Raw genomic sequence first — 17,774 nt, forward strand, 5'->3', positions numbered from 1 at the left:
CCAGCCCGGTTACCAGCCGATCGACCAGACGCTGGCGGTCGGTACTTCGGCCGTGCGCAAGAACTTCAGCGCCAAGGTCGACCCGACAGCGTGCAGTGCGCTCGGCTACGGCCACGCCGCGCTGACCCACTTCGACGGCTGGCTCGGCACCACCCCGAAGGACGGGTGGACGATCACCAACGCGGATCCGGCGTCGACCGGCTGGACGTTCGACGACGCGACCGAGCTGGGGAACCTCATCAGCACGGGCAACTACGCCCTCGCCGCACCGGCCACCCGGGGCGGCAAGCCCGAGGACACCACCTTGGTGTCCCCGGTGCTCGACCTGGGCGACGACCCCGCGCCGGTGCTCTCGTTCGGCGCGGTGTACGCGCCCGACACCGGCACGCTGCTCGACGCCGACCTCAGCCTCGACGGCGGAGCGACGTGGAGCACGGTGTGGCACCAGACCACGGACGTCGTGCAGACCACCGTGGCTCTTCCGTTGCCACAGGTCGCCGGTGCGCAGTCGGTGCGCGTGCGCTTTCACTACGCGGGCCACGACAACTCGCTGGCCGAGCTCGACGACATCGCGATCGGCTCGTGCGCGCCGAGTGAGGGCGGCCTGGTCGCCGGTGTCGTCACCGACGCCAACACCGGTGCGGCCCGCAACGACGTGACGGTGGCCGACACCACCGCCGCGGCCCGTTCGGCCGTCAGCGGGCCGACGCCCGACGACGCGGCCTTGCCGGACGGCTTCTACCAGCTGTTCGACACCACCGGTGCGCACAAGTACACGGCGAGCCTGCCGCGGTACACCTCACCGGCGTTGTCGACGACAACCGGCCTGAACTCCGTGGCCCGCCTGGACGTCAAGCTCAAGGCGGGGCAGCTCGCGGTCGGGTCCACGAGCCTCGACGTGACCAAGTCGATCGGCCAGGTCGCGAGCCAGACGGTGAAGCTCACCAACACCGGCACGGCACCCGTGCACGTGTCGCTCGGCGAGCACGTCACCGGGTTCAGCGGGGTCGACGCGTCGGCCGCCGGCTGGCAGCCGATGGCGAACGTGCCGGAGTTCACCTACGAGGGCGCGATCGGCGGCTACCAGGGCAAGGTCTACAGCGTGGGCGGCATGCCCGCGCACCAGCTGTACCCCTCGGCGCGCAGCTACGTGTACGACCCGGTCACCGCGGAGTGGTCGTCCATCGCGGACCTGCCGCAGCCGGTGAAGGAGTCGGCGGCGGCGTTCCTCAACGGCGCGTTCTACGTCGTCGGCGGCGTCGGCAAGACCAGCGTGCTGGCCACGACGTACGCCTACCACCCGGAGACGAACTCGTGGTCGCGGCTGGCGGACCTGCCGACGAAGATCTACAACGCCACCGCCACCACCCTCGGCGGGAAGCTGTACGTGGTCGGCGGCTGCGGGAACGACTGCGGCACGGGCTTGCTCAAGTCGGTGTACGCCTACGACCCGGTGCACAACACCTGGTCGGCGCAGCCCGACTACCCGGAGGCCCAGAGCGACGCGGGCTGCGCCGGAATCCACGGCGAGATCGTGTGCGCCGGCGGGATGCTCGGCCTGTTCGACAACATCAAGTCGACGTACGTGTTCAAGCCGGGTACCGCGGCGTGGACCAAGGTCGCCGACGCGCCGTACGAGGTCGGCCAGATGGCCTACAGCGGGGCGAACGGCCGCTTGCAGCTCGCCGGCGGCGAGACCGGCAACGGCAAGTTGAACACGCCGGTCGGCGAAACCGCGCGCACCGTCGAGTACGACCCGGTGAGCGACAAGTGGTCGTCGCTGCCCGACCTGCCGAACGCCTACTACGACGGCGGTCGCGGTGCCTGCGCGCTCTACCAGATCGGCTCGCTGGTCCCGGCCCTGCGCACCACGCAGATGCTGCCGGGCTACGACCAGTGCGGTGACGACGACGCCGGCTGGCTCTCGGAGAGCAGCACCGAGCTGGATCTCGCCCCCGGCGCCACCGCGAAGGTCACGGTGACGGCCGACTCGGGCAAGGTCACCCAGCCCGGCAAGTACACGGCCACGGTCACGTTCGACACGGACTCGCCCTACGCCGTGCCGGCCCTGCCGGTCTCGCTTCAGGCCACGCCGCCCAAGGCGTGGGGCGAGCTCTCGGGCACGGTCACCGACACCGCGACGGGCGCCGGGATCGCCGACGCCACGGTGCAGGTCTGCACGATGGTCCACAACGGAGTGTGCGGCGAGGTGTCGTACACCCTGAAGACCGACGCGCAGGGCCATTACCGGCTGTGGCTGGACAAGGGGTACAACCCGCTGATGGTCACCGTCGCCGCCAACGGCTACCAGCCGCAGTTCAGGCAGGTGAAGGTGCAGGCGGGCGCGGCCACGGTCACGGACGTGGCGCTGCCGAAGATCTAGGCGCGGCGAACCGAAGCGGTCCCACCCGGCATCCCCCGGGTGGGACCGCTTCGGCGGTTTCGCCGCAGCCCTTGATCGGAATGTGGGTGCGCGGTGTTGGATGGTCCTGGCCGGTGCATCGGGAGACGGGGTTGTGCGCTGAGTGGGGTTCGTCGGGTCGCGCTTGATCCTGTGCGGGTGCAGCCGGGATCGACGTTGCGGCCGATCGCGCGGTTCGTGGTGGAGCGCGACGGTCGGGAAGTGGCATCGGCGGTGCTGGGGCGGGCGGAGATCTTCGAGCGCGAGCCCATCGAGTACGCGGTGGCCCGGCTGTCCTGGACCGAGGGCGGGCTGGATGCCGCGCAGGCGGCGGTGACCGCGGCCGTGGCCTCGGTCCCGCGCGGCACCTCGGTCTACCTGCCGATCAGCGCGTCGGTGAGTTCCGACCACGCCGCTCGGCGTGACGTCGCGAAGGCGTGCAGGTTCGAGTTGTTCCAGGAGAAGGAGGGCTTCCGGTGGGCCGACACCGGCCAGGTGCTGCCCGAGCCCGTCGGACTGCGGCTGGCGCCGATGTCGCGGATCGGACGGGAGGCGTTCACCTCCGTGATCGAGCGGTGCGTGGCCCAGACCCTGGACCGGACCGACGCCCTGGTGTTCGGCCGGCAGCAGCCCCGGCAGTGGGCGACCACGTTCCTGGACCACCACGCTTCCGGCGCGGACGCCCAGTCGTGGCTGTACGCCGAGACGACCGATGGTGTGCCGGTCGGGTTCGTGGGTCTGGCCGAACGGGACGGTGATCCGGGCGTGGGCACGATCGTGCTCATCGGTGTCCTGCCCGAGCAGCGTGGTCACCGCTACGTGGACCAGCTCCTCATGGCGGCTTACCGCGCCGGCCGCGCCCGCGGCTTTGCCGCGGTGCAGTCCCTGGTCGACGTGGACAACCACCCCATGACGGCGGCGATGCACCGCTGCGGAGCGGATCCCCACGCCGATCCCTGGCACAACTGGCTGTACACCACCTCGGCGCCCTGACCCGCTCGGGCGTCGGATCCGGGCAACGTCTCAATAGGACTTCGGCAGCCCGAGCACGTGGGTGGACACGTAGTTCAGCACCATTTCCTGGCTCACCGGCGCGATGCGCAGCAGGCGGGCTTCGCGGAAGTACCGCTCCACGTGGTACTCCTTCGCATAACCCATCCCGCCCAGCGTCTGGAGGGCGCGGTCGGCGGCCTGGAAGCCCGCGTCGGCGCACAGGAACTTGGCCATGTTGGCCTCGCGGCCGCAGGACAGGCCCCGGTCGTAGCGCCAGGCGGCGTTGCGGGCCATGAGCGCGGCGGCGTCGAGCCGGGTCTGCGCTTCGGCGAGCGGGAACGCGATGCCCTGGTTCTGCCCGATCGGCCGGTCGAACACCACGCGTTCGCGGGCGTAGGCCACGGCCTTGGCCACGGCGGCGCGGCCGAGGCCCAGCGCCTCGTGGGCGAGCAGGATGCGTTCGGGGTTCAGTCCGTCGAGCAGGTACCGGAAGCCCTTGCCCTCCTCGCCGATGCGGGCCGAGGCGGGGACGCGCAGGTCGTCGATCGCGACCTCGTACGAGCTCACGGCGTTGCGCCCGAGCTTCGGGATCGGGGTGAGCGTGATCGCGTCCGGGTCGACGTCCACGAGGAACAACGACATGCCGTCGGTGGGCCGCTCGACCTCGGCCAGCGGGGTGGTGCGCGCGATGAGCACCATCTTCTGCGACTGGCCGGCCTTGGTGATCCAGACCTTGCGGCCGTTGATCACGTAATCGTCGCCTTCGCGGCGCGCGAAAGTGCGGATGCGGGTGGTGTCGGTGCCGGCGTCCGGTTCGGTCACGCCGAAGCACACGTGCAGGGACCCGTCGGCGGCGCGGGGGAGGATCTCCTCGCGCATGCCCGCGCTGCCGTGTTTCACGATGGTGTTGAGCCCGAAGATCGTGAGGTGCATGGTGCTGCACCCGTTCATCCCGGCGCCCGACGCCGCTACCTCTTCCAGCAGCAGCGCGGCCTCGAAGATCCCGAGCCCGCCGCCGCCGTACTCCTCGGGGATCGCGATGCCGAGCCAGCCCGCGTCGGCGAACGCGCGGTAGAACTCCCACGGGAACTCACCCTCGGCGTCGCAGCGGGCCCAGTACTCGTCGGGGAACTTCGCCGCCAGCTCGACCGCACCGCGGCGCAGTGCTTCCTGGTCTTCGGTCAGCCCGAAGTCCACGGTCGCTCACCTCCGTTCCTCACTCCGGCAGCGCCGCTTCCAGCGCCCGGATGACCTGGGCGACGTGCCGGCGCGTCGCCTGTTCCGCGGCCGCGGTGTCGCCCGACCGCAGTGCGTCCAGGATCTCGGTGTGCTCGTCGAGACTGGCTTCCGGACGGCCGGGGACCGCGATCGTCACGTTCTGGCCCAGCTGCAGCTGCGCGCCGAGCAGGTCGGCGATGGCCAGCAGCCGCCGGTTCGCCGAGCCCTGCCAGATCAGGGCGTGGAACTCGCGGTCGAGCTCGGCGTAGCGCGGCACGTCGCCGGACGCCAGGGCGGCGCGCTGGCCCGCGACCAGGTCCGTGAGCCGGGCGAGCAGCTGGGGCGGGCGGGTGCGGGCGAAGTCGCGCGCGGCGAGTGTGTCGACGGCCGAGCGCAGCTCGTAGATGTCGCGCATGTCGGCCACGGTCAGCTCGGCCACGAAGTACCCCGAGTGCTGCCGCGCCACGAGGAACCCTTCGCGTTCGAGGATCGCGAGCGCGGCCTTCACCGGCGTCGGCGAGATGCCGAGGCGCTCGGTCAGCGGCCGGACCGTGACGCGTTCGCCGGGCCGCAGCTGCCGGTCCAGCACGGCCTCGCGGATCGCCCGGTACGCGGTGCGGACCAGGCTGGCCGGTTCGGAGGGCTCGTCACTCACCGGTTCGCGACTCCTTGCGGCTGCATCGGGATCAGCTCGTGGACCTGCCACGAGGTCAGCTGGTCAGCGTAGTGCGCCGAACCGGGCACGCCGGACGCTCCGCCAGGAATCACCCACCCGGCGGCGCCGAGGTCGGCCAGGTCGAGCACCTGCCGGTACACCGAGAGGTTCGTGATGTCGAAGCGCCCGCCCCGGACCCAGCCGTACGCGCCGTTCTGGATCGTCTCGTTGTCCCCGCCGAGCCCGACCGACGGCGGGTCGAACTCCGTGCCGGCCACGGGGTGCAGCGGGTGCTTCGCGGCTGTGCGGTGCACCTCGCCCCACGGCCGCAGCCCGGCTTCTGAGGCGCTGCTTTCGAGGGCCCTTCGCCAGCCTGCCGCCAGCGCGTCGGACAGCAGCTCGTCCGACAGCGCCCGCGCGGGCCAGACCCCGTCACGCGGCCAGGTCAGGCTCGCGAACCAGCGCCGCAGCACCACGGGCATCCCGGGCAGCCCGCTCTTCATCAGCCATGCGCGCGCGGCCGAGCCGATCTCCTCGTCGAGCACGCGGGCCGCGATTTCACGCCGGAAGCACGCGTGGACGAGACCGGTGGTGCCGGCCGGGCCGAGGTCACCCGCACCGGCCACGAGCGCCGCTCGCGCCTGCTCGGCGGCCCCGGTGTACGGCCCGCGCTCGGCGAGCAGCTGTCCCCAGCGCCGGGCCGCGACCGACGTCGTGTCGCCCTGCCACGCCCGCATGTCCTCCGCGGTCGCGCGCTCGGTCGCCGCGGCCAGTTCGTGGATGCGTTCCACGCGGTAGGCGTCGTTCACCGCGTGCGACACGACGGGGTGGGCGGCGGCGGTCACGGTGTTGTTCGACGTGACGATCAGGTCTTCGGGTGGGTTCTCCGTGCGCGGCATCTCGCCGAAGGGCACGCGGCCCCGCCAGCCGAACGCGGGGTCCCAGCCGGGCACGGGCACCTGCGTGGCCGCCGCGCGGTCGCGGGCGGGCAGCTGCCCGCGCAGCAGGTAGCCGATGTCGCCCCCGATGTCGGCGGCCACGAGGTTGTTGACCGGGTCGACCCAGCCGTCCTGCGCGTCGAGCAGTGTGCGCACGTCGCCGGCGAGGAGCATCCGGCGCAGCACGCCGAACTGTTCGCACGGCCCGTCGGTGGCCGTCCAGCGCAGCGACAGCGCGGCACCGCGTGCGGGATCGCCGTGCACCACGGGACCGTTCGGCGTCAGCCAGCAGCGCTCGACGCGGTCTTCGCCGTCGCGCACGTGGATGACCTCGTCGCGCACCGAAGCCGGGGCCCAGCCCTCGGCGGTGCGCACGCGCTCGCCGTCGAAGTGCTCCACGTAGAGGTCCTGCGCATCGGCCGCCGCGTTGGTGATCGCCCAGCCGACGCGGCCGTTGTGCCCGAAGTGCGGGAACCCGGGCAGCCCGGGGAAGGTCGCGCCGGACACGGTGAACTCGGGGCAGCGCACGTGCGCCTGCCAGTAGGCGTTGGGCACGTCGAGGGCGCGGTGGGAGTCGTTGACCAGCAACGGTTTCCCGCTCGCCGTACGGCCACCCCCGAGCACCCACGCGTTGGAGCCGCCCTCGGACTCGGCGAGGAAGCCGAGGTGCTCGGCCGCCGCCTCGACGTCGGCGCGGGCCTGCTCGACCAGCTCGCCGCGGGCTTCGTCGACGCGGCCGAACGGCGGCACCGTCACGCGCATGCCCGGCAGCGGCCGCGGATCGAGCTTCGCGGCCACCTCGGCGCCCGCCGTCGCCCGCAGCGCCGCCCGGGCGATCTTGTACTGCCACACGCCCATCAGCACGTGCCGGATCTTGAACATCAGCAGCGAATCCCGCGGTGTCCACGGTTCCCAGCCGATGCCGCCGCGGTCGTACTCGACGGTGGTGCCGTGGTCGGCGACCCAGGCGTTGACGCCCGCCGCGTACGCCTCGAAGGTGCCCAGTGTCCGGGTGTCCATCGCCGCCAGGTCGCGCTCGGCGGCGTCGACCAGGCGCAGCCGGCGGGCGAGCCGGTCGGCGGCCACGGCCGGCTCGCCGACGACCTCGGCCCACCGCCCGGCCGCGCGGCGGCGGTCGTACTCCAGTTGCCACAGCCGGTCCTCGGCGGCGGCGCGGCCCAGTTCGAACCACGCCTGGTCCTCGGTTTCCGCCACCACCGTCGGGATCCCGTACGCGTCGCGCGTGATCATGCGGCCCCGACTCGCGCGGTCTCGGCGTAGTGGCACGCCGCGGCCCGCGTGTCCGCGAGCGGGCGCAGCGCGGGATCCTCGGTGCGGCACCGGTCCGTCGCCAATGGGCAGCGCGGAGCGAACGCGCACCCGCCCGAGCGGGTCAGCACGCTGGTGGCTTCGCCGAGGTGGGCCACCGGGTCCTCACGGGTGTGGTCGCGCACACGCGGGCGTGGCGCGGCGGCGAGCAGCAGCTGGGTGTACGGGTGGCGCGGATCCGCGAACAGCTCCTCGGTGTCACCCTCCTCCACGATCCGGCCGAGGTACATCACGGCCACGCGGTGCGCGAGGTGGCGCACCAGCGCGAGGTCGTGGCTGATGAACAGGTAGGTGATCCCGCGCTCGTCCTGCAGGCGCCGCAACAGGTTCACCACCTGCGCCTGCACCGAGACGTCCAAGGCGGACACCGGCTCGTCGCACACGAGGAACTCCGGGTCGAGCGCGATGGCCCGTGCGATCGCCACGCGCTGGCGCTGCCCGCCGGACAGCTCGTGCGGGTAGCGCTGCGCCAGCTCCGGCGCGAGGGTCACGGCTTCGAGCAGCTCACGCACGCGGGCCTCGAGATCACCGCGGAACCGGTGCACCCGCAGCGGTTCCGCGACGATCTGCCCCACGGTCATGCGGCCGTTGAGCGAGTCGTACGGGTCCTGGAACACCGGCTGCATCGTGCGCCGCAGATCGCGCAGGTCCTTCTTGCCGATCGAGTGCACGCTCTGCCCGGCGACCTCGACGCTGCCCTCGTCGGGCCGTTCCAGCGCGAGCAGCAGCCGCCCGGTGGTCGACTTCCCACAGCCGGACTCGCCGACGAGCGCGAGCGTGGTGCCGCGCTCGACCCGCAGGCTCACGCCGTCGACGGCCGCCATCGTGCCGCCGCGCACGGCGTAGCGCTTGACCAGTCCTTCCGCGACCACGAGATCCGACATCACGCGACCTCCTGTGCCGTGCGGGAAACGGGGTGCCAGCAGGCGACCCCGTCGGTGAGGGACGGGGCGGTGGCACAGGTGTCGTCGGCGTGGTCGCACCGGGGCCGGAAGGGGCAGCCCTCGATCACCGCGCCGACGGCGGGGACCTGCCCGGGGATGGTGGGCAGTTCCCCGTCCACCGGACGGTCCGGGTCGGGCACCGAGCGCAGCAGCGCCGCGGTGTACGGGTGGCGCGGAGCTTCGAGAACCTCGTGCACGGAGCCGGTTTCCACGACCTTGCCCGCGTACATCACGGCCACGCGGTCGGCGATCTCGGCGACCACACCCATGTCGTGGGTGATGAACAGCAGCGCGGTGTCCCGCGTGCGTTCCCGCAGCAACGCGAGCACCTGGGCCTGCACCGTCACGTCGAGCGCGGTGGTCGGCTCGTCGGCGATGAGCAGCTCGGGGCTGCCGGCGAGCGCGATCGAGATCATCACGCGCTGGCGCATGCCGCCGGAGAGCTCGTGCGGCATCTGCTTGGCGCGCGCCGCCGCGTCGGTGATGCCGACCGACTCCATCAGCTCCACGGCCTGGCGCAACCGGGCCGAACGCCGCATCGGCGAGTGGATCGCGAGCACCTCGGCGATCTGCGTGCCGATGCGGGTCGTCGGGTTGAGCGAGCTCATCGGGTCCTGGAAGATCATCGCCGCCCGCGTGCCGCGCAGGCGCCGCAGCTCGCGTTCGCCGCGGCCGATCAGCTCCGTGCCGGCGAGCGTCGCCGACCCCGTGACCCGCGCGGCGGCGGGTTCGAGGCCGAGCAACGACAGCGCGGTGAGGCTCTTGCCGCACCCGGATTCCCCGACCACGGCCAGGGTTTCGCCGCGGCCGACGGTGAGGTCGACGCCGCGCACGGCTTCGCGGCCGGCGCCGAAGGACACCTTCAGGTCCTGCACTTCGAGCAGCTCAGTCATGAGCGGGCCTGCCCAACTGTTCGAGGGGGACGGTATCGCCGACACCGTGTTCACGGTGGTGCTCGGCGAGCTCACCGGCCGTCGGCGTGGCCAGCCGCGGATCGGCGACGACGGGGGCGAGCAGCGCTTCCAGCGCGGCCACGCGAGCGGGCCGACCGGAGAGCCACGGGTGGACGGTGATCATGCACAGCGAGCCGAGCTTCTTCGCCGCGGCGATCTCGGCGGCCCAGCCGGCCAGCACCTCGGGGGTGGTCGTGGGCGGGCGCGGATCACCGCCGACGTACCGGTAGTACGGCGCGTCGTCGGTGGCCCAGTCGACGGGGACCTCCACGATCCCGTCGACGACGTAGGGCCGGTCGTCGCCCATCAGCGAGCTGTCGTAGGTCACGCCGAGCTCGCGCAGGACGGGGAAGACCTCCGTCGTCATGTCCCAGCTGGGGGAGCGGTAGCCGGCGGGCCGTTCGCCGGTGATCGCGGCGAGCGTGTCGGCCGCGCGGGCCAGCGTGCGGTACAGCTCGTCGCGCGCCAGGCCGGTCGGGGCCTCGTGGCACCAGCCGTGCAGCGCGAGCTCGTGGCCCCGCGCGTGCACCTCGGCGACCTGCTCCGGGTACTTCGCGGCGATCCAGCCGGGTACGAACACCGTGGCACGCAGGTGCAGGTTGTCCATCATGGACAGCAGGTTGCGGATCCCGCGCCGCGGGCCGTAGCGGCGTTGTTCGAGCTCGCCGACGGACACGGGCGGGTTTTCCCGTGTCCGCCACAGGTGCGGGGATTCGCCGTCGAAATCGAGGGTGAAGCAGACGGCCGCGCGGGCGCCGCCGGGCCAGGGGTAGGTCACGACGCACCTGCCGGGGTGGTGGGGGACGGCGCCGGGGTGAAGTCGCCGGCGGTGCGGCCGCCGTCGACGTCGAGGGTGGTGCCGGTCACGAACGACGCGGCGCTCGAGCACAGCCAGAGGATCGCCGACGGCGCGTCCTGGGGCCCGGAGGTGCGGCCCAGCGGGATCGCACGCCGCATCTTGGCCACGTGCTCCTCGGGCAGCGCGCTGACCTCGCTGCCGGGCGCGAAACCCGGGCCCACGCTGTTCACGCGGATCCCGGCCTCACCGGTTTCGAGGGCGAGCGAGCGCGTGAGCATCTCCAGCGCCGCTTTGCTCGCGGAGTACACGCCGCCCGTGCGGGTCGGGCGTTTCGCCGCGCCCGAGGACAGGTTGACGATGCAGCCGGGTGTGCCGGTGCGGGTCATCGTCGCGATCACGTGCCGCGCCAGCTGATACGGCGCCAGCACGTTGATCGCGAAGATCGTCTCCACCGTCTCGCGGTCCGTGGTGGCCACGGGGGTGCGTGGGTACACGCCGGCGTTGTTGATCAGGATGTCGGCCGTCGGCCAGCGGTCGTCGATGGCCGCGATCAGCTCGTCGACGCCGGTGCCGGTGCTGACGTCGGCCACGGCCGCGTGCGCGCCGAGCCGGTCGGCCAGCTCCCGCACCGGCCCGGGCCGGTTGTCGGACAACAGCAGTTCGGCGCCTTGGGCGTGGAAGGCCTCGGCCGTCCACGTGCCGATCAGGCCGGCCGCGCCCGTGATGACCACGCGCTTGCCGGTGAACTCGCCTCGGTAGTCGGGGATCATGCGGCCTGCCTCGCCATCCTGCGCAGCAGCCGCGGACGGGCCACCTCGGCGCGCTTCGAAGGGTCCAATCGGTCGCGGGCCGCGTCGCCCAGCAGGTTCACGGCCAGCACGAGCAGGAACAACGCGATGCCCGGGAAGGTCGCGAGCCACCAGGCCGACGCGATGTACTGCTGGCCGTCGGACAGGATCGAGCCCCACGACGCGGTGGGCGGCTGCACGCCGAGGCCCAGGAACGACAGCGAGGCCTCGTAGATCACCATCAGTCCCAGCTCGAGCGTGGCGACCACAATGGACACCGGCAGCACCTCGGGCAGCACGTGGCGCAGCACGATCCACCACGCGGGCGCGCCCGTCGCGGTGGCCGCGCGGACGAACCCGCGGCCGCGCGCCTGCAGCGTCGCCGAGTGGGCCACGCGGGCGTAGCGCGGCCAGCGCACGAGTGCCAGGCACACCACCACGTTGGCGAGGCTCGGGCCGAGCACCGCGACCACGAGGATCGCGAGCAGGAAAAACGGCACCGAGAGCACGATGTCGACCAGGCGCATGATCACCGCGCCGAGCCAGCCGCCGCGCCAGCCCGCGAGCACGCCGAGCGCGACACCGACCACGCCGCCCGCCACCACGGCGCCGATGGCCACGAGCAGAGACACCTGCGTGCCGTAGATGACCCGCGAGAGCACGTCGCGCCCGAGGGCGTCGGTGCCGAGCCAGTGGTGTCCGCCCGGCGGCAGCAGCCGCTGCGCGAGGGTGACCTTGTCGGGGTCGAACGGCGCCAGCACCGGCGCGAAGATCGCGGCCAGCACGTAGATCGCCAGCACGACCAGGGGAATCAGGATGGCCCGCCGGGTCATGCCGCACCTCCTCGGGCACCGGTGGCGACGCGCCGGTCGATCACGCCGTAGAGCAGGTCGGTCAGCAAGTTGATCAGGATGTACACGGCGGAGGCGAACAGCACGATCGCCTGCACCACAGGGAAGTCGCGGGCCGACACCGACTGGATCGTCAGCTGCCCGATCCCCGGCCACGCGAAGATCACCTCGGTCACCACCGCGCCGCCCAGCAGGTTCGCCAGTTCGAGCGCGGCGACGGTGAGCACCGGGATCGCGCTGTTGCGGGCGAGGTGGCGCAGCACCAGCCGCGTGGTGCTCGCGCCCTTGGCCCGCGCGGTGCGCACGTAGTCCTGCGACAGCTGTTCCAGCACCGCGCCGCGCGTGACCCGCGCGATCGCCGCAGCCGACAGCGAGGCGAGCGTGACCGCGGGCAACAGCAGGGAGAGCGGGCCGTCGTACCCGGTCGAGGGCAGCCAGCGCAACGCCACCGAGAACACGAGCACGAGCAGCAGCCCGGTCCAGAACGCGGGCATCGCCTGTCCGATGAGGACGATCGGCATCAGCACGCGCTCCTGCCACCGGCCGCGTTTCAGCGCCGTGATCACCCCGATCACCACACCGAACACCACAGACAGGATCAGCGCGGCCACCGCGAGGTTCGCGGTGTAGGGCAGCCGCTCGGCGATGAGCGCCGTGGCCGGCCGGTTCTGCACGTACGAGTAGCCGAGGTCGCCGCGCACCGCGTTGCCGAGGAACGAAAGGTACTGGTGCCACAGGGAATCACTCAGCCCGAGCTGCTCGCGCACCCGCTCGATGTCGGCCGCCGTGGCACCCTCGGGCACCAGCAGGCGCGCCGGGTCGCCGGAGAGGCGCAGCGCGAAGAACACGATGGTGGTCACCCCGAACAGCGCGAGCACGGCCTGGCCGAGGCGCCCCGCGACGTACCGGGGTGTCGCGGGCAGGCTCCTCGTCCGCTTGCGGCGGGCGGGCACCGCGGTCGCCGTCATGTCAGCTCACCTTCATCTGGTCGAGGAACAGGCTTTCCGACGCGTCGGGTGTCCACTGCAGACGCGAGTTCGCCCCGTACACCGCGTAGGCCTGGAACAACCCGATGCCGGGCAGGTCGCGGTTGAGCAGGTCGAACGCCTGCGAGTACAGCTTGGTGCGCTGCCCGGGATCGATCGTCTCGCGGGCCCGCTCCACGATCTTGTCGAAGTCCGGGTTGCTGTAGGAGCTCCAGATCTCCCCGGTGTGGAACAGCGGGTAGATCACGCCGTCGGAGTCGAGGCACGAGCACGACCACTTGCCGAACCGGATGGACCCCCACTCGTGCGACGGGTCCTGCACCTTCTTCAGGTACGTCGCCTGGTCGCTGTTCTGGATCTCCACCTGCAGCCCAATCGCCGCGAGGTCACCCTGGATCGCCTGCACCACCTGCGGGTCGAACGACGGCGAGGTCGCCATCACCAGCTTCGCCCCGACCGCGTTTGCCTGCTGCAGCAGCTTTTTCGCGTCTTCGGGATCGTGGTGGTTGTCCGGCAGCGATTTGTCGTACCCGAAGGCGAGCGGCGTGGCCATCGAGTTGATCGGCTTCGCGTACCCGCGCTGGAGGTTCTTGATCAGCGCGTCGTAGTCGATCGCCTCGGCGATGGCCTTGCGCACGCGCGGGTCGTTGGTCGCGCCACCCTTGATCGTGTTGTAGGCGAGGTAGGCCACGCGTTCCGTCGGCGTGGACAGGATCGCCAGCGTCGGGTCGCGGCGGATCTGGTCCGCGGCGTCCGGCGTGAGCGTGGTCGCGAGGTCGACCTTGCGGGACTGCAGGTCGGCCACGCGGCTGGCCACGTTGGGCACCGCGCGGAACACCGCCGTGCGGATCTGCGTGGGCGGACCCCACCACTTCGGGTTGGCCGTGAGCACGACCTCGGACCCGGCCGTGGCCGACTGCAAGGTGAACGGGCCGGACCCGATCGGCTTCACGGCGAACTGCTTGGCCCCGACCCGCTGCACGTAGGCCTTCGGCACCACCGAGAGCGTGGTGAGGTAGCTCAGCAGCGTGGGGGAGGGCACCGAGGTGTGCACGACGAGGTCGCCGCCGTCGGCCGTGGCCTTGTCGATCACGGAGAAGTTCGCGTACTGCTGGCTGGCGAACTTCTTGTCCAGGATCCGGCTGATCGAGAACGCCGCGTCCTCGGCCGTGAGCGGGCTGCCGTCGCTGAAGGTCACGCCCGGGCGCATGGTGAAGCGCCAGGTGAGCGGATCGGTCTGCCGCCACTTCGTGGCGAGCCACGGTACGACCGCGTTCGTCTTGGGGTTGCGGCGCAGCAGCTGGTCGAAGATGTTGCGGTACACCGAATACGTGTCGGTGTCGTACTGCTTGCCGGGGTCCAGTGTGGACGGGTAGTTGGCGGTGTCGATCGTAATCGTGCCGGGGCCACGGCCGGCGCTCGCCGGCTGGATGCCGCACGAGGCGGCACCCAGGGCGAGAGCGGTGGCCAGGAGGAGCGCCGCACGGAAACGTCGTCGGTTCATCGGCTCGGTCCTGTCAGATCGGCTGCTGAGGTGGGGACATCAGATCAGATCCAATCGGCGCCACAAGGGCGCGTGAGCAGAGTTAACGCACGCGCAACGCACCCCGCGGCGGGATCGCGTCGGTCTTCGCCAGCAGCGGCGCGTCGACCTCCACGGTCTCGGGGTACTTGATGCCGGCACCGGTGTTGAGCACCACGACCTCGTCGTCCTCGCTCACCCAGCCGGATTCCCGGAGCTGGTCCAGCGCGGCGAAGCACGCCGCGCCCTCGGGGCACACGAAGGCGCCCTCCAGTGCGGCCAGCCGGCGCTGCGCGGCCAGCAGTTCCTCGTCGGTCACCGCGATCGCGGTGCCCTCGGTGGCGCGAACGGCGTCGAGCACGAGGAAGTCGCCCAGCGCCTTCGGCACGGTGATGCCGAACGCCACGGTGTGCGCGTTCGGGAAGAGCGTGCTCTCCGTGGCGCCGGACTTGAACGCTTCGACGATCGGCGCGCACCCGGTGGCCTGGACCGCGACAAGCCGCGGCAGGTCACCGGAGATCCAGCCCAGCTCGCGCATCTCCAGTAGGGCCTTGTAGATGCCGATGATGCCGACCCCGCCGCCGGTCGGGTAGAGGATCACGTCCGGCACCCGCCAGCCGAGCTGCTCGACGATCTCGTAGCCCATCGTCTTCTTGCCCTCGAGCCGGTAGGGCTCCTTGAGGGTGGACACGTCCTGGTAGCCCTCGCGCTCGGCCACCGCGGCGCCGACGAGCTTGCCCGCGTCGCCGATCAGACCGTCCACCCGGTACAGTTCGGCGCCGGCGGCGAGGCACTCCTTCATGGTGATCGCCGGGGCGTCGTCGGGCATCGCGATGAGGCTGTCCATGCCGGCGCGGGCGGCGTAGAGCGCCCAGGCCGCGCCGGCGTTGCCGTTGGTCGGCATGGCCACGCCGCGCACGCCGAGTTCGGCCGCGCGCGAGACGCCCACCGCCGCGCCGCGGGCCTTGAACGACCCGGTGGGCACGAGGCCCTCGTCCTTCATCAGCAGTTTCGGCACCCCGGACTGCTTGCCCTGGTTCGGCAGCGCCAGCAGGGGAGTGAGGCCTTCGCCCAGGCTCACGATGTTGTCGCGCGAGCGGACCGGCAGCACCTCGTGGTAGCGCCAGAGACTGGGCTCGCGGGCCGCGATGTCCTCGCGCGTCACCGTTTCCCGCACTCGTTCCAGGTCGTAGCGCGCGAGCAGCGGCGCGCCCACGGCCGACGTGCCGGCCACCCGGTCGGCCTCGGACCGCTCTCCGGTGCGGGAGCACTCCAGGTGGCTGAGGAACGAGAACGACATGCCGCCTCCACGGGTTCGGGTCGGAATCCCCGGAAGTTTGGATCCAAAACGACCGCACGTCAACCGGAGCGGTGGTCAGGATCGGTTCCGAAGCCGGAACGGCGGTGCACCACCGAACATGAATGATCAAGGGAATCGCGCGCCGAACTGCGGTGACAACACCCTCGCGAGCCGTGTTTCGAGCGATGCGAAATGGCTGGACCGGTGCTGTCAATGCCAGGTACCCGGAACTTCGACACGCCCGCTGACCTGCATCGATCCGTGTTGATCTGTGTGGACCATCACTTGGCCGTGACAGTGTCGTGTCCGATTCGTAATGTCGAGGCCGCTTTGCCCGCGCCGTATCCCCCGAATTCGCGGCGTGTGTTCCCCGAGCGAAGAAAATGGTGCACCAGGATGTCCGGACGACATCGTCACCGGTCGCGGTCGTGGCGGCTGCCCGCCGGAGCCGGTCTGCTCGCCGCCCTCGGGCTGGTGGCTCTCGTGTGGCTCACCGGCGGTACCCCGGGCGGCGGACAGGTCTCCGCCGCCGACCGCCTCGCCCTCAGCGCGCCCCGGCCCTCGCCGAGCGCCACGTCGACCACCACCCCGACGCCGGTCACGACACCCACGACCGCGAGCCCCACCCCGAGCACTTCGAGCACTTCCAGCACGTCGGCCGAGTCCCCGAAGCCGACCACGACGAACCCGGTCGTGAAGCCCAAGCCGAAACCGCCAGTCACGGCCGCGGCGAAGGAAACCGTTTCGGCCGGCAAGGCGTGTTCGTCCACTTTGGCCGGCGCGCAACCGAACGCCGCCCAGGTGGGCAACCACATCCTCACGAAGTTCAAGGTGAGCTCGGTCGGCGGCCGTGCCGGTCGCGCGGGCCAGAGCGACCACCCCTCCGGGCTCGCGCTCGACTTCATGGTCGACACCGCGACCGGCAACGCGCTCGCCGCGTATGTGCTGGCCCACCAGGGCGAGTTCGGCGTGACCTACGTGATCTGGCGCCAGCGCATCAACACCGGCAGTGGCTGGAAGGCGATGGAGGACCGCGGCAGCCCCACCGCGAACCACTTCGACCACGTCCACGTGTCCTTCAAGGCCGGCGCCAAGGTGTCCGTGACCTGCTGACCCCGGAACCGATCAGGGTGTCCTGCTCTCACGCAGGACACCCTGATCCGGCACCGAGTCCCGTCCGGCTAGGGGGTCGGCTTGCCCTGCTTCTCGATCTGCTGCTGGATCGACGGCCAGAACTGGTACATCTGCGTCGGGTACGGCAGGTTGGGGAAGTACTTCTGGTACAGCTTCAGGAACGTCCCGTCGTTGGCGAGCGCGGTGAGCTCCTTGTTGTAGGCGTCGAGGAACTTGGTCAGCTTCTTGTTGACCGCCTCGGCGCCCGGCTGGTCCTGCGGTGAGGTCAGCGCGACCTTGAGCTTGCCCGGGTGCTCGGTGAAGATCTGGCCCACGTGGGTCGAGCCGAGCACCATCGCGTCGAGGTTGCCGGCCAGCAACTGGTTCACACCCGCGCCGTCGGTGGCTTCGGACACGAGCTGCGAGGTCGTCATCTTCTTCTTGGCGAAGTCTTCCTGCGTGCTGTTCGCGCCCGCGCCGACGCGCTTGCCGGCCAGGTCCGGAATGGACTTCGCGGTCGAGCCGTTCGGGACCACGACCACGTTCTGGCCCCAGAAGATCGGCACCGTGAAGGCCACGCTCTTCTTGCGTTCCGCGCTCGCGACCAGGCCCACCGACATCAGGTCGTACTGACCGCTGGTGAGACCCGGCAGTCCGGCTTGGACGGTGGTCGTCTTGTAGACGATCTTCAGGTGCATCCGCTCGGCGATGAGGTTGTTGAGGTCCACGAGCAACCCGACCGGCTTGCCGGTGGCGTCGGGCGAGACGAACGGGTAGTCGCCCGCCGTGACCGCCGCCGTGATCGTGCCGGGCTGCGCGAGGCCGAAGTCGTCACCGGCTGCGGAGTCGCCCCCGCCGCATGCGGTGACGGACGCGGCGGTGAGGGCGGCGAGGCCGAGTGCGCCGAGCGCACGCCTGAGGGGAAGTCGGTTCATGGGTCTCCTTCGCCAGTCCTGGCAGGGAAAAGTGGGGGAGCGCTGACGA

Annotated in this window: 16 protein-coding genes; 3 read left to right on the forward strand and 13 right to left on the reverse strand. The window is 71.3% G+C overall.

Annotated elements, in window-relative coordinates:
- Positions 1 to 2,383: Kelch repeat-containing protein (locus tag ACWEOE_RS25375; protein WP_452013096.1), on the forward strand; the 2,383-nt coding region annotated here is incomplete at its 5' end.
- Between the two features lie 177 nt (positions 2,384 to 2,560).
- A complete protein-coding gene (locus tag ACWEOE_RS25380) occupies positions 2,561 to 3,394 on the forward strand; it encodes a GNAT family N-acetyltransferase (protein ID WP_452013098.1) in 834 nt (277 codons plus the stop codon).
- Between the two features lie 30 nt (positions 3,395 to 3,424).
- On the opposite strand, the gene ACWEOE_RS25385 is transcribed toward ACWEOE_RS25380, so the two are convergent.
- From ACWEOE_RS25385 to ACWEOE_RS25440, 12 genes are all read right to left on the reverse strand, one after another.
- On the reverse strand, positions 3,425 to 4,591 hold the full coding sequence (locus tag ACWEOE_RS25385; protein ID WP_452013101.1) for an acyl-CoA dehydrogenase family protein: 1,167 nt from the start codon (positions 4,589 to 4,591) through the stop codon (positions 3,425 to 3,427).
- Positions 4,592 to 4,610: 19 nt separating this feature from the next.
- A complete protein-coding gene (locus tag ACWEOE_RS25390; protein WP_452013104.1) occupies positions 4,611 to 5,267 on the reverse strand; it encodes a GntR family transcriptional regulator in 657 nt (218 codons plus the stop codon).
- A complete protein-coding gene (locus ACWEOE_RS25395) occupies positions 5,264 to 7,456 on the reverse strand; it encodes a penicillin acylase family protein (protein ID WP_452013107.1) in 2,193 nt (730 codons plus the stop codon). The genes ACWEOE_RS25390 and ACWEOE_RS25395 overlap by 4 nt, the downstream gene beginning before the upstream one ends.
- Positions 7,453 to 8,418, reverse strand: coding sequence for an ABC transporter ATP-binding protein (locus ACWEOE_RS25400; RefSeq protein ID WP_452013110.1), 966 nt, complete (start codon positions 8,416 to 8,418; stop codon positions 7,453 to 7,455). The genes ACWEOE_RS25395 and ACWEOE_RS25400 overlap by 4 nt, the downstream gene beginning before the upstream one ends.
- A complete protein-coding gene (locus tag ACWEOE_RS25405) occupies positions 8,418 to 9,371 on the reverse strand; it encodes an ABC transporter ATP-binding protein (RefSeq protein ID WP_452013113.1) in 954 nt (317 codons plus the stop codon). The genes ACWEOE_RS25400 and ACWEOE_RS25405 overlap by 1 nt, the downstream gene beginning before the upstream one ends.
- The gene (locus ACWEOE_RS25410) at positions 9,364 to 10,209 is read right to left on the reverse strand and encodes a polysaccharide deacetylase family protein (RefSeq protein ID WP_452013116.1); all 846 of its coding nucleotides are present in this window, start codon (positions 10,207 to 10,209) and stop codon (positions 9,364 to 9,366) included. Before ACWEOE_RS25410 ends, ACWEOE_RS25405 begins: the two co-directional genes overlap by 8 nt.
- Entirely contained in the window at positions 10,206 to 11,000 is a 795-nt protein-coding gene (locus ACWEOE_RS25415) for an SDR family NAD(P)-dependent oxidoreductase (protein ID WP_452013119.1), read from the reverse strand. The genes ACWEOE_RS25410 and ACWEOE_RS25415 overlap by 4 nt, the downstream gene beginning before the upstream one ends.
- Positions 10,997 to 11,851 (reverse strand): ABC transporter permease, encoded by an 855-nt coding sequence (locus tag ACWEOE_RS25420; protein WP_452013122.1) that lies wholly within the window; start codon positions 11,849 to 11,851, stop codon positions 10,997 to 10,999. Before ACWEOE_RS25420 ends, ACWEOE_RS25415 begins: the two co-directional genes overlap by 4 nt.
- Positions 11,848 to 12,837 (reverse strand): ABC transporter permease, encoded by a 990-nt coding sequence (locus tag ACWEOE_RS25425; RefSeq protein WP_452013125.1) that lies wholly within the window; start codon positions 12,835 to 12,837, stop codon positions 11,848 to 11,850. Before ACWEOE_RS25425 ends, ACWEOE_RS25420 begins: the two co-directional genes overlap by 4 nt.
- A 1-nt stretch (position 12,838) precedes the next feature.
- Positions 12,839 to 14,359 carry an ABC transporter substrate-binding protein gene (locus ACWEOE_RS25430; RefSeq protein ID WP_452013128.1) on the reverse strand — a complete coding sequence of 507 codons (1,521 nt, stop codon included), beginning with the start codon at positions 14,357 to 14,359 and terminating at the stop codon, positions 12,839 to 12,841.
- 82 nt (positions 14,360 to 14,441) lie between these two features.
- Positions 14,442 to 15,677 carry a threonine synthase gene (locus ACWEOE_RS25435; protein WP_452013130.1) on the reverse strand — a complete coding sequence of 412 codons (1,236 nt, stop codon included), beginning with the start codon at positions 15,675 to 15,677 and terminating at the stop codon, positions 14,442 to 14,444.
- A 413-nt stretch (positions 15,678 to 16,090) separates the two neighbouring features.
- The gene (locus ACWEOE_RS25440) at positions 16,091 to 16,381 is read right to left on the reverse strand and encodes a hypothetical protein (protein WP_452013133.1); all 291 of its coding nucleotides are present in this window, start codon (positions 16,379 to 16,381) and stop codon (positions 16,091 to 16,093) included.
- On the opposite strand from ACWEOE_RS25440, the gene ACWEOE_RS25445 reads away from it, so the two are divergent.
- Entirely contained in the window at positions 16,371 to 16,790 is a 420-nt protein-coding gene (locus tag ACWEOE_RS25445) for a hypothetical protein (RefSeq protein WP_452013136.1), read from the forward strand. The genes ACWEOE_RS25440 and ACWEOE_RS25445 overlap by 11 nt on opposite strands.
- Positions 16,791 to 16,858: 68 nt before the next feature.
- Here ACWEOE_RS25445 and ACWEOE_RS25450 read toward each other — a convergent pair whose 3' ends face one another.
- Positions 16,859 to 17,725 (reverse strand): substrate-binding periplasmic protein, encoded by an 867-nt coding sequence (locus tag ACWEOE_RS25450; protein WP_452013138.1) that lies wholly within the window; start codon positions 17,723 to 17,725, stop codon positions 16,859 to 16,861.
- Positions 17,726 to 17,774 lie beyond the last annotated feature (49 nt).

It is taken from the genome of Amycolatopsis sp. NPDC004368 (assembly GCF_053602515.1).

Coding starts and splice junctions, on each gene's coding strand:
- ACWEOE_RS25395 (WP_452013107.1), bottom strand. CDS start 7,456: ATGATCACGCGCGACGCGTACGGGATCCCGACGGTGGTGGCGGAAACC.
- ACWEOE_RS25400 (WP_452013110.1), bottom strand. CDS start 8,418: ATGTCGGATCTCGTGGTCGCGGAAGGACTGGTCAAGCGCTACGCCGTG.
- ACWEOE_RS25405 (WP_452013113.1), bottom strand. CDS start 9,371: ATGACTGAGCTGCTCGAAGTGCAGGACCTGAAGGTGTCCTTCGGCGCC.
- ACWEOE_RS25415 (WP_452013119.1), bottom strand. CDS start 11,000: ATGATCCCCGACTACCGAGGCGAGTTCACCGGCAAGCGCGTGGTCATC.
- ACWEOE_RS25420 (WP_452013122.1), bottom strand. CDS start 11,851: ATGACCCGGCGGGCCATCCTGATTCCCCTGGTCGTGCTGGCGATCTAC.
- ACWEOE_RS25425 (WP_452013125.1), bottom strand. CDS start 12,837: ATGACGGCGACCGCGGTGCCCGCCCGCCGCAAGCGGACGAGGAGCCTG.
- ACWEOE_RS25430 (WP_452013128.1), bottom strand. CDS start 14,359: ATGAACCGACGACGTTTCCGTGCGGCGCTCCTCCTGGCCACCGCTCTC.
- ACWEOE_RS25435 (WP_452013130.1), bottom strand. CDS start 15,677: ATGTCGTTCTCGTTCCTCAGCCACCTGGAGTGCTCCCGCACCGGAGAG.
- ACWEOE_RS25450 (WP_452013138.1), bottom strand. CDS start 17,725: ATGAACCGACTTCCCCTCAGGCGTGCGCTCGGCGCACTCGGCCTCGCC.